Annotated in this window: 14 protein-coding genes; 10 read left to right on the forward strand and 4 right to left on the reverse strand. The window is 55.4% G+C overall.

Features of this window, described 5'->3' with window-relative positions:
* Positions 1 to 238: 238 nt before the first annotated feature.
* On the reverse strand, positions 239 to 442 hold the full coding sequence (locus EDD77_RS15590; RefSeq protein ID WP_058963323.1) for a DUF7695 domain-containing protein: 204 nt from the start codon (positions 440 to 442) through the stop codon (positions 239 to 241).
* Positions 443 to 471: 29 nt separating this feature from the next.
* The gene (locus EDD77_RS15595; RefSeq protein WP_058963322.1) at positions 472 to 2,097 is read right to left on the reverse strand and encodes a DUF6076 domain-containing protein; all 1,626 of its coding nucleotides are present in this window, start codon (positions 2,095 to 2,097) and stop codon (positions 472 to 474) included.
* Positions 2,098 to 2,378: 281 nt separating this feature from the next.
* Here EDD77_RS15595 and EDD77_RS15600 point away from each other — a divergent pair, with 281 nt between their 5' ends.
* From EDD77_RS15600 to EDD77_RS15610, 4 genes are all read left to right on the forward strand, one after another.
* The gene (locus EDD77_RS15600; RefSeq protein WP_058963321.1) at positions 2,379 to 3,359 is read left to right on the forward strand and encodes an AAA family ATPase; all 981 of its coding nucleotides are present in this window, start codon (positions 2,379 to 2,381) and stop codon (positions 3,357 to 3,359) included.
* An 80-nt stretch (positions 3,360 to 3,439) separates the two neighbouring features.
* Positions 3,440 to 3,784, forward strand: a complete 345-nt coding sequence (locus EDD77_RS15605; RefSeq protein ID WP_058963320.1) for a plasmid mobilization protein — start codon at positions 3,440 to 3,442, stop codon at positions 3,782 to 3,784.
* Positions 3,777 to 3,914: a hypothetical protein gene (locus EDD77_RS18175; RefSeq protein ID WP_156417368.1), complete on the forward strand. Its 138-nt coding sequence runs from the start codon at positions 3,777 to 3,779 to the stop codon at positions 3,912 to 3,914. The genes EDD77_RS15605 and EDD77_RS18175 overlap by 8 nt, the downstream gene beginning before the upstream one ends.
* A 72-nt stretch (positions 3,915 to 3,986) precedes the next feature.
* Positions 3,987 to 5,903 (forward strand): recombinase family protein, encoded by a 1,917-nt coding sequence (locus tag EDD77_RS15610; RefSeq protein WP_058963319.1) that lies wholly within the window; start codon positions 3,987 to 3,989, stop codon positions 5,901 to 5,903.
* Positions 5,904 to 6,136: 233 nt separating this feature from the next.
* Here EDD77_RS15610 and EDD77_RS15615 read toward each other — a convergent pair whose 3' ends face one another.
* Entirely contained in the window at positions 6,137 to 6,913 is a 777-nt protein-coding gene (locus tag EDD77_RS15615; protein WP_058963318.1) for an MBL fold metallo-hydrolase, read from the reverse strand.
* A gap of 18 nt (positions 6,914 to 6,931) precedes the next feature.
* A complete protein-coding gene (locus EDD77_RS15620) occupies positions 6,932 to 7,744 on the reverse strand; it encodes a ChbG/HpnK family deacetylase (RefSeq protein ID WP_058963317.1) in 813 nt (270 codons plus the stop codon).
* A 232-nt stretch (positions 7,745 to 7,976) separates the two neighbouring features.
* On the opposite strand from EDD77_RS15620, the gene EDD77_RS15625 reads away from it, so the two are divergent.
* The 6 genes from EDD77_RS15625 to EDD77_RS15650 all read left to right on the forward strand — a co-directional run bounded on the left by EDD77_RS15625 (position 7,977) and on the right by EDD77_RS15650 (position 14,124).
* The gene (locus tag EDD77_RS15625; protein ID WP_058963316.1) at positions 7,977 to 9,494 is read left to right on the forward strand and encodes an ABC transporter substrate-binding protein; all 1,518 of its coding nucleotides are present in this window, start codon (positions 7,977 to 7,979) and stop codon (positions 9,492 to 9,494) included.
* 102 nt (positions 9,495 to 9,596) lie between these two features.
* A complete protein-coding gene (locus EDD77_RS15630) occupies positions 9,597 to 10,532 on the forward strand; it encodes an ABC transporter permease (RefSeq protein ID WP_242868310.1) in 936 nt (311 codons plus the stop codon).
* A gap of 12 nt (positions 10,533 to 10,544) precedes the next feature.
* Entirely contained in the window at positions 10,545 to 11,429 is an 885-nt protein-coding gene (locus EDD77_RS15635) for a carbohydrate ABC transporter permease (protein ID WP_058963315.1), read from the forward strand.
* Between the two features lie 58 nt (positions 11,430 to 11,487).
* Positions 11,488 to 12,288 (forward strand): alpha/beta hydrolase, encoded by an 801-nt coding sequence (locus tag EDD77_RS15640; protein WP_058963314.1) that lies wholly within the window; start codon positions 11,488 to 11,490, stop codon positions 12,286 to 12,288.
* Positions 12,285 to 13,238 carry an alpha/beta hydrolase gene (locus EDD77_RS15645; RefSeq protein ID WP_058963313.1) on the forward strand — a complete coding sequence of 318 codons (954 nt, stop codon included), beginning with the start codon at positions 12,285 to 12,287 and terminating at the stop codon, positions 13,236 to 13,238. Before EDD77_RS15640 ends, EDD77_RS15645 begins: the two co-directional genes overlap by 4 nt.
* 25 nt (positions 13,239 to 13,263) lie before the next feature.
* Positions 13,264 to 14,124 carry a Nif3-like dinuclear metal center hexameric protein gene (locus EDD77_RS15650; RefSeq protein ID WP_058963312.1) on the forward strand — a complete coding sequence of 287 codons (861 nt, stop codon included), beginning with the start codon at positions 13,264 to 13,266 and terminating at the stop codon, positions 14,122 to 14,124.
* The last annotated feature ends 1 nt before the right edge of the window (position 14,125 follow it).

The following is a 14,125-nucleotide window of genomic DNA, read 5'->3' on the forward strand; positions in this document are numbered from 1 at the left end:
GCTCTACACTCAACTTCTGTTTGTACTGCATAACAATGCTCCCCCTATGATTGACAGCGTTTTATTTCACTGTCTCTCATAGAGGGAGCATATCATATTGCCCGGAGCAGGTGTTTTAAATTATTAGGGACAACTCCCACCTCTTTCTAACAATGATTATAATAATGATTAGAATGGATTGTTAGAAAGAGAGGCTCTGTGCAGGAAGATAAAACCACCGGTTTAGGTGAGGTATAGTTTATTCCGCGTCCTCAACCTCTTCCGTAACGCTCAGATCCTCGAAATCTTCCGGGGAGTTTTTGAAGCAGCGGCGCAGGTATTCGTGTCCGCCGTCCACTGCGACGGTTTTACAGGAGCAGAATTTGAAATCGTGCACGGTTTCCGATTCAATCACATCTCCGCAGAATTTGCACCGGATGGCATTTCGGATAATCTTTTTCATTCCAGTTCTTCCATAAAGTTCCGTATCGTTCAATCCGTTTGCTTTCCCCTCTTCTTTTTGGCCCATTCCGTTTTCTTTTGAGTCCATACATCGTCGAAGTGGTCGGTGAGCAGCTGCTCGAATGCCGCGGCATCAAAGTCTTCCCCTTCGGCGGAGAACTGCTGCACCAGCGGTTTCACCTCTGCCCGCCAGCATTTCATCACCTTGCTGCGGCGCTCGGCAGTAAGCCCTTCCACACGGGAAAGGCCGGTGTTGAGCCGGTTGCCAATTTTGGTATAGAGTTTCAGGGCCGGGTTTTCCCGCTGGCTCTGTTCCGCCGCCTCGTCTGAGGCGGCTTTTTTGCAGGTGCATTTCCCCTGATTGGGGGCTGTCCGGCTGCAATATTTTGCGGTTCCGCTGAAGGGCACGAACAGCTTGCCGCATCGCTGGCAGGGGCGGACGGTCTGGTGTTGGGCGCACATCTGCACGAATTCCGCCATCACCACCGAGGTAAGGCAATCTGCCACCAGATAGGAACGGCTGGCGATGTCCGGATGCTTTCGGGCTTTCGGATCTTCTTTCGGCATGGACAGTCGCCCCAGCATCCGCATGTGGAGCTTTTCGTACAGCCGGTTTCCTTCCACTGCGGCCCGGTGGTTGGTGATCAGTGCATCTCCATAGCGGTAATCTGCCGGTTTTTCCGGGTCGGCATCCGCTGCGGCCAGTGTGTATTCCACCAGACTTGCAAGAGATGGTTGAAAACTTGCCAGCTGTTTCAGCTGACCGGCCAGCAGAGAAAGCGAGGTATACGCGGCGGCACTCAACTCCCGGTCATCCATATCGGCATAACTCACCATGGTTGCATCCGGCCTGGGCCAGCAGGTCAGATACCGTTCCACACACTCGCTGGACTGTTCCAGCGCATAGCAGAGCTGGATCTCCTGATGGAGAATCCTGCCGAATCCATTTGCCATAACCAGGCCCAGTTCTTCCGGGGTCAGGTTGTGGAAACCCAGCCTTTTCAGCATCTGGTGGTAAACGTCCGAGGCAGCCTGGGTGCAATACCGCTCCAGCAAGGTCTGCATGGCCGGATAATCCCCCAGCGCGGTTTGGATTTCCTGATACAGCCGGGCCAGCTGATAATAAAGGGCCTGCTCCGGATGCTCCAATGCCTGCCGGATGCTGCGGCCCGGTTGTTTCGGTTCCGGTTGGGGCTCCACAGAGCGCGCCTCTTCCGGCGCTTTGGAGAACCGGCTGAAAAACGATCTGCGTTTTTTCGTCTCGGCAGCAGCGGGTTCAGCTGGTTCCGGGGGCTGGTAATTCCGCCAGTCCGTCTGTTCCAGCAACTCCGCGTTTACCGAAATCGCACACCCGGAAAACTGCTGGAGCAGCGACTGGGCTTTCTGGTAGAATTCCTGCCAGGGCATATCCAGCCCGGCAAATACCAGATCGCCCAAAGCACAGGATTCTTCGATCCAGATCCGGGCCTGGTTGTGTTCCACATACTCTGGATCTTTCATGCTCTGCTGAATCTGGTTCATGGCTTCGATTACAGATCTCCGTTCCCCGCTTCGGCGGGGTTCTTTTTTTGTCTGCTCCGGGGGCGGATTGCGGTGTATCAGGGTGGGCAGACACAGCTGTTTTTCCTGAAAACGAAACACAAAACTTGTGGACATCGTAAAATCCTCGCTTTTTTGAAAACCTCAAAAAATGGCTCAACAAAGCCGTTTTTTTATGTGTATCGACACAAATTTATTGTGTAATTTCAACATTACATGAATTCAAGATAACACATATAGCATTTTCGGTCAAGCCGTGGTATCTTGTGTTCACGGCACCTTGACAACTGAATATCCATGTTCCCCAATGATCCGCGTTCCCGTCGCGGCCGCGCAGTCACGCAGGGCTATCATCCTGCCCGCTGCGCGGCGGGGCGGGTTCGTGAAATTTAATATTAATGGAGGTGACTCTCACGAACGACCAAGAAATCCTCTGCTTTGCAGACATTCCAACCGAGGAGGTGAACTGGCTTTGGTATCCTTACATTCCCTATGGAAAAATTACGATTTTACAGGGCGACCCGGGCTGCGGCAAAACCATGGTGGCGCTGTCGCTGGCGGCAATGCTTTCCACCGGGGCTGCTCTCCCCTTTTCCCCGCAGGCAAACGAACCGATTACAATTCTTTACCAGACGTCGGAAGATGGAATTGCCGACACCATAAAGCCCCGTCTGGAGCGGGCGCAGGCAGACTGCACCCGCATCAAGATCATCGACGAGTCAAAAACGCCACTGCGTTTCGATGACACCCGGCTGGAAGCCGCCGTCCGGCAGGAAAATGCCCGGCTTCTGATTCTGGACCCGCTTTCCGCGTACATTGGCGAATCGGTCAGCATGAACCAGGCCAACGAGGTGCGCAGCGCCTTCCGTAGCCTGTACTCCATGGCCCAGCGCACCGGCTGCGCCGTCCTGATCGTGGCACATATGAACAAGATGAACGGGACCTCGGCTTTATACCGCACCAGCGGTTCTATTGATGTGGCCGGTGCGGTGCGCTCCATCCTCACAGTGACCCAATACCGCAAGTCCCCCACCCAGCGGGTGCTGGTGCCGGTCAAGAGCAATCTTGCCCCCGCAGGCAATGGACTGCTGCTGGAGGTGACCGACCATGTGGAGTGGCTCGATCAGCTGGAAGAAGCGGATGCAGACCAGCTGCTGAACGGCAATCAGGGGCCGGCTGCGCCCACAAAACAGCAGCAGGCGGAACAAGGGCTTTTGCAGCTGCTGCAAAATGGCCCGGTGAGTCACAAGGATATCATTCTGCATTTTTCCCGGCAGGGCATCAGCAAACGGACCGTGGAGCTGGCTAAGAGCAATCTGCCCATCAAGAGCATTCGAATCAAAGACGGCTGGCTGTGGCAGCTGGAAGAACAACCATGAAATTACGCAGCGCATCATGTGAAGGCAGCAAAAACTGCTGACTCGTGCATTGTTGCGTTGTTGCAATAGAGGAACCATTGATGAAAAAGAAAGAAGTAAAAATCCGTCTGACCGAAGGCGAGCTGGCCCGCCTGAATGACAATGTGGCCAAAACCGGCCTGTCCCGGGAAACCTATCTCCGCCTGCTGATCTCACACCGGGTACCGGTGGAGCTTCCGCCTGCTGATTACCGGGCGCTGATGCGCCAGCTCCGGCAGATTCAGCTCTGCCTGACCAATGCCCCGGCGCGGCCGGGAAACGGCACTGATCCCTTTGCTCTGCAAAACACCTTGCAGGCTCTGGACCACACCCTGCTGGCGATGCAGCACGCGGTGTTGCCCCGGCAGGCCATCCCCATGGAAAGCGCGGCGAGCAACAATGCCTGATGCCGTGGTGGATTCCCGTTACATTGCCCTCAAGCTGATCGCCCTGCTGTATGAGCAGGGAGCCATCAACCGGGCGACCTACGAATGCGTCTGCGCCACCTATGGCGCACCGCCCTCGTCCGAACATTGAATTGGAATTTGTACATTTCTCAGGGAGAAAAAGCTGCGCTACAATGGGCGCATACAAAAGGAGGACAGTTCTATGAACAACATCAAACAAGACCGGGCCCGCCCGCGCAAGGTGGTATTTTACGGGCGGGTATCCACTGAACATGAGGCTCAAATTTCCGCACTGGACAATCAGATGGAATGGTATCAGGAGCTGGCCTCCAGCCATCCCAACTGGACAGTGGTGGATCAGTATGTGGACGAGGGCATCACCGGAACGCAGGCGAAAAAACGGCCATCCTTTCTGCGGATGATCGAGGACGCCAAAAGCGGAAAATTCGACCTGATCGTCACCCGCGAGGTCTGCCGCTTTGCCCGGAACACGGTGGACACCCTTTCCTACACCCGGGAACTGGCCAAGCTGGGCGTGGAGGTTTACTTTGCCGCCGACGGCATCTGGACCATGGACAACGACGGTGAGCTCCGCCTGTCGCTGATGGCCACGCTGGCCCAGGAGGAAAGCCGCAAGATCAGTGAACGGGTGCTGGCCGGGCAGCGGATGAGCCGGGAAAAGAAGGTGCTGTACGGCAACGGAAATATTCTGGGCTATGACCTGGACAAGGCCAACAACACCTACGTCATCAACGAGGAGCAGGCCGAAACCGTGCGGATGATTTTTGAGCAGTACGCCACCGGGGACGGCCTGACCAAGGTGGCCAAAACCTTGATGGAAAAGGGGCGCAAGGACGGGGCCGGGCATGTGAACTGGGATGCCAGCAAGGTGACCCGGGTGCTGCGGAAAGCCACCTACATGGGCTACTGCGTGTACAACCGGTCCCGGACGGTGGATTATCTGGAGCACCGGCGGGTGAACAACACCGACGAGGATACCTATGTGATGGTGAAGGGGGATTTCCCCGCCATCATCGACGAAGAGCTGTGGTACAAATGCAATGCCATCCGGAAAGGGCGCACCCGCCACCTGCTGGACGAAAACGGAAAGCCACGCCGGTATGGCGGCACCATCGCAAAAAACGTGTGGGTCACCAAGCTGGTGTGCAGCTGTGGGGCAAAATTCCGCCGCTGTCTGTGGCAGACCAAGGCGGACGGTACCCAGACCTGGGGCTTTGAGTGCTACCGCCACACCAAGCGCAGCCTTCAGTTTTTGCAGCAGCACGGACTGCCGGAGGGACTCTGTGATTTAAAGGATTTTCCGGAGTGGAAGCTGGAGCTGATGGCGGTGAAAATCTTTGAAGCCGTGTGGGGCAGTCGCCGGGAGGCGGTTCTGGAGGCCTGCCGGATGCTGAGTGCCTGCTACCAGCGGGAGACCGCCGATCCGGCCAAGCTGAACGCACTGGACAAACGCATCGACGGACTGAACGAAAAGCTGAACAACCTGATTCTGATGAAGGCATCCAACCAGATCACCCTGAAGCAGTTTCTGGAACAGAGCAACGAGATCAGCGCCCAGCAGAGCCGGGCCACCCGGGAGCGGGAGGAGCTGCTGGCCCGAGAAAGCCAGGACGGCGGGCTGGACATCGACGCCATCGAGGCTTCCCTGTGCGAAGCGGTGACCTTCACCGACGGCAAGGTGAGCGAGTGGTTCATTCAGACCTTTGTGAAGAAGGTGGTTCCCATGGACGGCACCCGGTTTGCCTGGGTGCTGGATCTGGCCCCGCAGCCCCAGACGGTTTTCTGCGAAGCCACCGGGCGAAAGGAATACCCCCGCATCTCGCTGGAAAGCAATTTATTCCCGGGCGCATGGCCCGACATACAAGACGAACCTCCCGATCGGCCCTTCCTGCTGGATCGGGAGGGAAACCCGAATGGGGACATATCAGCGGCAGAATTGGAACAGGGCAGGCAGCCATCAAGAACCCCCGGAAGTAATCCGATCGGGCTCATGCAGATGACGCTGCACTTTGAGGACGCCCATGCGTTCCAGAAAGCGCGAAATTGCGTGGTAAAGCCCAGTCGATGGCATGACATCGACCTGGAAGTATACCTGTAATACGCCAATCCCCCTGCCGCTGACAAACAGCGCAGGGGGATTTTTTCTACGATGACATGCTGGAGAAAACGGCATGCTCCTGCCGTGTGAGGAATGGCCAAGAAAGCACGCGGAGATGTGAGTCAAAAAAGGGGTACCTTCTGGTAGGTACCCCTTTTTGAGCATATATGAAAGATTGTCTGGAGTTTGTTCAAAAGGATGATTCGGTCGGCAGGAAATGCCGGATTGCCTTATTACGACGATGTTTGGTTACTGATTCGGTCAGCGAGATAAACAACCCGAATTGGACCGTTCTGCAGGGCAAGGGCTTCGCCCACGAGAGTCTGAATCCGATCACCCTGAGCAGTGCCGCGGCAGATCTGCTGTGCCGCCTGCTGGAACAGATCCAGAATATCCGGTGTCAGGGGAACGGAATGATGGGAAGGCCAGACCAGATCAAAGCGGGGGCGGTACTGCTGCAGGCGGGCAATGCTTTCGGCATAGGTTTCAACGGTGGTCGAGCCTTCCATATTGAGTAACACATCCGCTCGGCAGCAGGTATCACCGGTGAAGATCCAGCGCCTGTCCGGATCCAGCAGTGCGATTGCGCCAGGAGTATGGCCCGGAGTGGGAATCAGCTCCAGGGTGCGCCTGCCGAGTGAAATGGTATCGGTGCCGTCGATCCAGGCGATTCGAGTGCATGCGGCAGGGAAATGGTATTGGGGAAACTGAGCCAGCAGTTCCGGACTGGTGTGAAGTCGGTACATCTCCTGATCCGCCCGGGGAATCATTACCCGGTCAAACAGACCGTTGCCTCCGATGTGATCAAAATGGGCGTGTGTGTTCAGAACCTGCACCGGCAGTTGGGTGAGTCCGGCAACAAGTTTGCGCAGATCAATCTGACCCAACCCGGTATCCAGTAGCAGAGCGGACTGTTCACCCTCCAGAAGATACAAATACACGCTGGAGGTTTCGTCGTATTCCTCAATGCGCCAGGTATGGGCGTCCAGTTCAAAAACGCGGTAATTCATTGCAGCAGATTCCTTTCGTTAAAAATAGCCGCCCATGGGCAGTGCGGGAGAGGGGTGTGCGTTTCGGTAGCGGATCAGCTCCAGGTCATACTGCTCCAGGCGTGAGGCCCACAGGGAAGAGACGGCGGAGCGGGCTTCCAGTTCCCGTTCCCAGGCCACAACACCCGGCGCGAATTCCGCGTTACAGAACAGAATCGTCTCGTCGCTCATGCGGGCCGGATGCATAAAGTAAAGATATTGCTGCCCCTGCTCCATATCGCTCAGCCAGTGCTCCACGTTGGCCTGATATACTGCTTCAGAGGGCGCGAATGCAGGCATGCCGCAGGCAGGGAAGCGGGAATGATCCCGCACATACAAAAGTCCGTGGCTTTGGGCCCATGCACGCATTCGTTCTGCCAGGTCGGGCAGTAGCCCGTCCGGCGCCATGTGACCATCCACATAGCTTATCGGCAGGCCCAGAGAGAGAAGTGTCTCCAGCTGTGCGTTCAGCTCGGTTTCGATGACCGACCACTCTGGGGCAGCGGCCAGAAGCTCCTCCCGGGTTTGAAAAAACTCACCTTGCGTGTTCAGCAGAGAACGGATCTGGGCACGGGGGGAGCAGGGAGTCCATTTTACAGAATCCCACTCGGAATTTAACACAAAGTGCAGCCCGATATCCACCTGATCAGCAAAGATGGAGAGAGCTTCTGCGCTTTCCTGAATGGTGCAACCTACCGCCATACAGGAAACATTTCGAATCAGAACGCCGGCCTCTAATGCCGCAAGAATTGCCTGATCTGCCGCGTGGCAGGAACCGAAATCGTCCGCCCGAGTGATTAGCCGAATACTCATTGTAGCCTCCTTTTCTGGTTTGAAAAGCTGTTTCCGGTCAAAAATCACCCTTAGCGTAGCACCGAAAAAGAAAGATGTCAATCGCTTGACATCTTTCTTTTTTTCGCAGGTATAAGCCAGCGGGAATGCTCCTGTTTTTGCAAGAAAACCTCTCCAAAATGAAAGAATTCGTTGTGGGAAATTGCTATACTGGAAACAGCAAAGGAAGCAACAACACAAGGAGGCGTCCACCATGAAAAACATGAAACGGGTACTTGCGGCGCTGGCAGCCGCGGCAATTGCACTGGGGCTTACCGCCTGCGGTGGCGGCGGGGAAACGTCCGGCACCGGAAACGGCGAAGGGGAATACGATCAGGTTGTGTATGCGTATGCAACCTTCAATAATATCCCTGCCACAGAGGATCTGGCTCCCGTACAGGAGGCGATCAATGAGATCACTCGGGAGAAAATCGGCGTTGAAGTTACACTGATGCCCATCTCGGTAGCGGATTACACCAGTAAGGTGAGTCTGTCGCTGCAAGGCGGAGAAAAAATTGATGTGTACCAGTCTCTGGGTAACTTCAACAGTTGTGTGGCCAGCGACATGTGCTACGACATTTCTGAGCTGATTGATGAGTACGGCGCCGGCGCCAAGGAAGTGGTTGGCGACAATTTCCTGGATGCCTGCCGGGTGAATGGCGCGCTGTACGGCATTCCCACCTACAAGCCCTATGCTTTGACTCCCATGCTGATCTACCGGGAGGACATTGCGCAGGAGTTGGGCCTGGATATCGACAGCATCCAGAGCGTGAATGACATCACCCCGCTGCTGGAACAGGTCAAGAGCGCATATCCCAACATGACTCCGCTTGCTCCGGTTCAGAGTGGTACCATTGGTTTGCACATGTGCATGGGTGATGTGGACTGGCTTTCTGACGACTACTATAACCCCGTAGGCGTTCTGTTGGACAACAATACCACCGTCACCGATCTTTACACTTCGGATGTGTTCAAGGAGAGAGCACAGCTTGCCCGCACCTGGCATGAAAACGATCTGGTCATGAAGGATGCGGCCACCACTACCACCACCGCCGCAGAAGCCATGGCTTCCGGTAACTACTTCGGCTACATTGCAGCTTACTCCTACCCGGAAGAGGACACCGCCGCGTCCCTGCAGGCGCAGTGCGGCAACTATGACATTGCAGCCAAGATTCTGGATGATGCTTTCCTGTCCACCGGTGATATCAACGCGGTGTCCTGGATGATTGCCTCCACCACCGACGTGCCCGAAGCTGCGTTGGCTTTCCTGGATCTAACCTATACCGATGAGGACATTATCAACCTGCTGATCTACGGCATCGAAGGCCGCGACTATGTGCTGAATGAGGACGGCACCGTTTCCTACCCGGAAGGCGAGGACTCCACTACAGTTCCCTACACCGCACAGCTGAGCTGCGGTACTTTGGGTAATTTCTTCAAGATGTATCCCACCGAGGGCACCAATCCGGAATCTCTGGCCTGGGAGGAGGCCCAGAACAAGGAGGCCGAGACCTCCGTGGCCATGGGCTTCACCTTTGACTCCAGTAGCCTCAAGACCCAGTACACTGCGGTGAAGAACGTGATCAGCCAGTACCTGCCCGGTTTGCTCTGCGGCAGTCTGGATCCGGACACCGAACTGGAAAAGTTCGAACAGGCTCTGATGGATGCGGGTTATCAGGATATTCTGGATGCCAAGCAGGAGCAGCTGGATGCCTGGCTGGCTCAGCAATAATACTGATTTGTGGCGAACCCCAAATGCGCCGAATGGTTTCCCGCTGGATCGCCGGAACCATTCGGCGCATTTTCAATCTTTCTTTTGATGGAGGAATCGCAAGTGAAGAAACTGCTTCATCCCAAAGCGGCAAAATCATCCCGGGCCAGCAACACACCTCTTTTACTGATTGCGCTGCCGGGTATTATCTACTTACTCATTAACAACTATGCACCCATGCTGGGCATCTTTCTGGCCTTTAAGGATTACAGCCTGATCAAGGGCCCCTTCGGCAGCGACTGGTGCGGGTTCCAGAATTTTGAGTTCCTGTTCAAAACCAAAGATGCCTTTATCATGACCCGCAATACGATCCTGTATAATCTGGCGTTTATTATTATTGGCACCGCAGTGGCTATTTTTGTTGCGATTCTGATGTGTGAACTGGGCGAGCGTAAGCGGGTCAAGTTCTATCAGGCGGCCATGCTGCTGCCGAATCTGCTGTCCTGGGTGGTAATCGGCTTCATTGCCTACGCTTTCCTGAATGCCGATACGGGTTTTATTAATAATTCCTTCCTGGCCTGGCTGGGGCTGGATCCGGTTTCCTGGTATTCCGAACCGGGTGCATGGCCAGCGATTCTGATTATCGTGAATCTGTGGAAAAACATCGGTTATCAGTCCATTATTTTTATGGCCAGCATTTCCGGCATTGACAAGAGTCTGTATGAGGCTGCAGCCATGGATGGCGCGGGCAAACTGCGTCAGATCCGGGCGATTACTCTGCCGCTGCTCAAGCCCACGGTAATCATGCTGACGCTGATGTCCATCGGCCGTATTTTCTATTCTGATTTCGGCCTGTTCTATCAGGTTCCGCAGAATTCCGGCGCTCTGTTTGCCACCACGCAAACCATTGATACCTATGTATACCGTGGCCTGATGGAATTGAACGACGTGGGCATGTCTGCTGCAGCCGGTCTGTATCAGTCCATCGTAGGCTTTATTCTGGTGCTCATTGCGAACAAAATCGTGCGCAAGGTCGACGCCGACAATGCACTTTTCTAAGGAGGACACGATATGCTTCAAAGCAAAGCCTTTGACCGGTTTGCGTCGATTTTTCTGGGCTGTCTGGTGGTCATCACTCTGCTGCCTATTGTGCTGATCGTTATTTCGTCCTTCACTGCGGAGGATGCGCTGATTCAAAACGGTTATTCGTTCTGGCCGCAGGAATGGAGCCTGGATGCCTACTATTATATGGTGAAGCAGGGGGCAGTAATTCTGCGCTCATACGGCGTATCAATCTTTGTCACCGTGGTGGGTACGCTATGCAGTGTTCTGATCACCACCATGTTGGCATACCCCATGTCTCGCAAATCGTTCAAATACCGGAACGTGCTTTCATTCTTTGTATTTTTCACCATGCTGTTCAACGGTGGTATCGTTCCCGCCTACATCATGTGGACCCAGATCTTCCACATTAAAAATACCATTTTTGCACTGTTGATTCCCAACTATCTGGTGAACGCCTTCAATGTGATTCTGGTGAAAAACTATTACTCCAACAATGTGCCCGATGCATTGCTGGAGGCCGCGCAGATTGACGGTGCCAGTGAGATGACCATTTTCCGGCGGATCATGCTGCCGCTGGCCGTGCCGGCAATTGCCACCATCAGCCTGTTCACCGGTCTGTGCTACTGGAACGACTGGACCAACGGTTTGTACTACATCAGCAACGAGAAGCTGTACAGCATCCAGATGCTGCTGATGAACATCATGAACAACATTCAGGCGCTGCGTGCGAATTCCACCGCATCGCTTCTGGGAACCGGAGCTGTGGATCTGCCGGGCACGGCGATCCGTATGGCCATGGCGGTTATCGGTATCCTTCCCATTCTTCTGGTGTATCCCTTTGTACAAAAGCATCTGGTTCGCGGTGTTGTTGTGGGCGCCGTGAAAGGTTAAGCCAACTACCAGCCGGGCCCTGCGGGCCCGGCTCTTTTAAAAAGAAAGGAAAGAGATCATGGCAGTTTTAACAATGGAGTTTTACTCGGCTTCCCTTTGCCGGGCAGTGACCTTTCGAGCGATCCTGCCCAACGATGTGCCGCCGCAGATGCGCCGCGCACCCCATTGGGATCGGCCGGCAAAGACCCTGTATCTGCTGCACGGCTATTCCGGCACCAGCAGTGACTGGATGCTGAATGCGCCCATGGCGGAGTTGGCTGTGAAGTATAACCTGAACTTTATTTTCCCGGCGGGGGAAAATGGCTTCTATCTGGACGGTGTGCAGACCGGCCGCAAATACGGAACCTATGTGGGGCAGGAACTGGTGGACTATACCCGGTCGGTGCTGGGCCTTTCCGACCGGAAAGAGGACACCTTCATTGGAGGTCTGTCCATGGGCGGGTTCGGCGCGGTGCACACAGCGCTGGCCTGGCCGGAAACCTTTGCCAAGGCGTTCACCCTCTCCGGCGCGCTGATCATTCACAACCTGAAGAAGCTGCACCCCGGAGAAGAGGATGCGATGGCCAATTACGAATATTATAAACTGGTGTTCGGTGATCTGGACACAGTGGAACAGAGCCCGGCCAATCCGGAGGTTCTGGTGGAGGAACTGCTGCGTGCAGGCCGTTCGTTGCCCGGGCTGTATCAGGCCATTGGCACTGAGGATTTTCTCTATGAAGAAAACCAGATCTTCCGCCGTTTTCTGGAAGAGCGCAAGGTGCCGCTGGTTTATCGGGAAGGCCCCGGTACCCATGACTTTGTTTTCTGGCGGGAGCACATTGAGCCCGCAATCCGGTGGCTGCTGGAGGAAAAGGCATGAGTGAGTTTGCAAGCAATGCTCGTCTGCTGAAGCAGGCAGTGCAGGAGGGCTGGTTTATCCGCCCCATTGCCCGGCACCGGCTTGCGGACGGTTCGTTGGATGTGGCGGGAAATCTGGAGCAGTGGAATCGGGCCATGGAGCCGTTCCGAAAAACGCCGCTCTGGGAACAAACACCCGGCTGGGACGAACGGGATCCGCTGCAGGGGGAACCATATCTGGTGTTTGTTCCATCTCCGGCAGCGGTGCCTGGCCGCCCCACTTTGCTGATTTCCCATGGCGGAGGTTTTCTGTGGCGAACCGGTTGCGAAGGACCGAATGTGGCCTGGTTTTTTCACCGGATGGGGTATAACACCGCGATTCTGTCCTACCGGCTGCGCCCTTATTCCCGCATGGCGGCTCTGGCAGACATCCAGCGGGCGGTGCGGCTGTTACGTGCGGAAAAGGATCGGTTTGGTATTGGGGATGCGGTGGTGACCATGGGTTTTTCCGCAGGTGGGATGCTCAGTGGTAACTGCGCCACTCATTTTGACAACGGTTGCCTTGAAGCGGAGGATCCGGTGGAGCGGTTCAGCTGCCGGCCGGACGCCTGCGTGGTGGGATACGGAGCCATGAGCGGAGTATCCTTTCCAGCGCCTTTTGGTGCTGCGCCGGATCCGCTGTTTGGGGAAGGAGAGGAGCGGTTCTATCTGGCGACGGAAAAGCATGTGTCGCCCGCCAGCCCGCCCTTTTTCATCTGGCAGACCCTCAGCGATGACGGACGCCACGGGCTTTGTCTGGCAAAGGCATTGCAGGATGCCGGCGTTCCCTATGAGCTGCACATCTTCGAGGGGGGCGTGCATGGTCTGGCCATGGCAGACGGACAAAACGATCTGGAGCAGCAGGTTCCACATATTACCCACTGGGGTGAGCTTTGCGCTGAATGGCTTGCCATGCACGGACTGAACCCCTGAAACATGCGTATAAGGAGGCTTTTCTGTGAAAATTATTGATGTTATTGATCGGATCATCGCTTACCATCCGTCTTTCCCGGCGGATTATAACGGCTGCGATGGCTTCAAATGCGGAGATCCTCAGGCGGAGTGCACCGGCATTGCCGTTGCGCTGGTGCCCACGGTAGATGTAATTCGTCGAGCTGCAACAGCCGGATGCAATCTTCTGGTCGTTCATGAACCTACTTTTTTTACCTCGCTGGATGCAGCAGAGGGCAGCCAGCCTTTCTTCAGCGCGGTTCAGGAGGAAAAAGCAGCCCTGCTGAAAGAGTACGGGATCACCGTCTGGCGGGATCACGACCGGATGCACGCCCATCAGCCGGATTCTATCTTTACCGGGGTAATCCGTTATCTGGGGTGGGAGGACTACCGCCTCGCGCCAGAGCAGCAGCCGGTACCCATGGGCTACGCTTTCCGCCTGCCAAAAACCACGGTGGGGGATCTGGCCGCCCATTTGATGAAGAAACTGGATCTGAACGGCATCCGCTTTGTAGGCAAGAAAGACGCGGTGGTAGAGACTGTAGCCATTGTTGGGCATCTGTTTCCCGGTTTTGGCGACGACGATAAGGAGGAATACGGTCAAAAGATTATCCACGCCATGGACCTGGGTGTGGATGCCGTTATTCCCGGCGAGATCATCGAATGGACCGCCCTCTCCTATGTGCGGGATGCCGTGGCGCTGGGCAAGACCAAGGCGGTGATGAATATCGGTCACTTTAATATGGAAGAACTGGGCATGCGCTTCGCGGCGGACTGGGTGAGCGAACTGGTAGAGCATGCGCTGCCGGTGAAGTATCTGCCCACCAAGGATCTTTACAACTATATGCTGAACGCGGAAAGGATGTAAG

Source organism: Allofournierella massiliensis (assembly GCF_004345265.1).
Classification (GTDB): domain Bacteria; phylum Bacillota; class Clostridia; order Oscillospirales; family Ruminococcaceae; genus Allofournierella; species Allofournierella massiliensis.

What these genes read in the sequence shown, in the direction of transcription:
- EDD77_RS15605 (WP_058963320.1), top strand. Translation starts at nt 3,440, where the DNA reads ATGAAAAAGAAAGAAGTAAAAATCCGTCTGACCGAAGGCGAGCTGGCC.
- EDD77_RS15640 (WP_058963314.1), top strand. Translation starts at nt 11,488, where the DNA reads ATGGCAGTTTTAACAATGGAGTTTTACTCGGCTTCCCTTTGCCGGGCA.
- EDD77_RS18175 (WP_156417368.1), top strand. Translation starts at nt 3,777, where the DNA reads ATGCCTGATGCCGTGGTGGATTCCCGTTACATTGCCCTCAAGCTGATC.
- EDD77_RS15600 (WP_058963321.1), top strand. Translation starts at nt 2,379, where the DNA reads ATGGAGGTGACTCTCACGAACGACCAAGAAATCCTCTGCTTTGCAGAC.
- EDD77_RS15635 (WP_058963315.1), top strand. Translation starts at nt 10,545, where the DNA reads ATGCTTCAAAGCAAAGCCTTTGACCGGTTTGCGTCGATTTTTCTGGGC.
- EDD77_RS15620 (WP_058963317.1), bottom strand. Translation starts at nt 7,744, where the DNA reads ATGAGTATTCGGCTAATCACTCGGGCGGACGATTTCGGTTCCTGCCAC.
- EDD77_RS15610 (WP_058963319.1), top strand. Translation starts at nt 3,987, where the DNA reads ATGAACAACATCAAACAAGACCGGGCCCGCCCGCGCAAGGTGGTATTT.
- EDD77_RS15615 (WP_058963318.1), bottom strand. Translation starts at nt 6,913, where the DNA reads ATGAATTACCGCGTTTTTGAACTGGACGCCCATACCTGGCGCATTGAG.
- EDD77_RS15590 (WP_058963323.1), bottom strand. Translation starts at nt 442, where the DNA reads ATGAAAAAGATTATCCGAAATGCCATCCGGTGCAAATTCTGCGGAGAT.
- EDD77_RS15645 (WP_058963313.1), top strand. Translation starts at nt 12,285, where the DNA reads ATGAGTGAGTTTGCAAGCAATGCTCGTCTGCTGAAGCAGGCAGTGCAG.
- EDD77_RS15595 (WP_058963322.1), bottom strand. Translation starts at nt 2,097, where the DNA reads ATGTCCACAAGTTTTGTGTTTCGTTTTCAGGAAAAACAGCTGTGTCTG.
- EDD77_RS15625 (WP_058963316.1), top strand. Translation starts at nt 7,977, where the DNA reads ATGAAAAACATGAAACGGGTACTTGCGGCGCTGGCAGCCGCGGCAATT.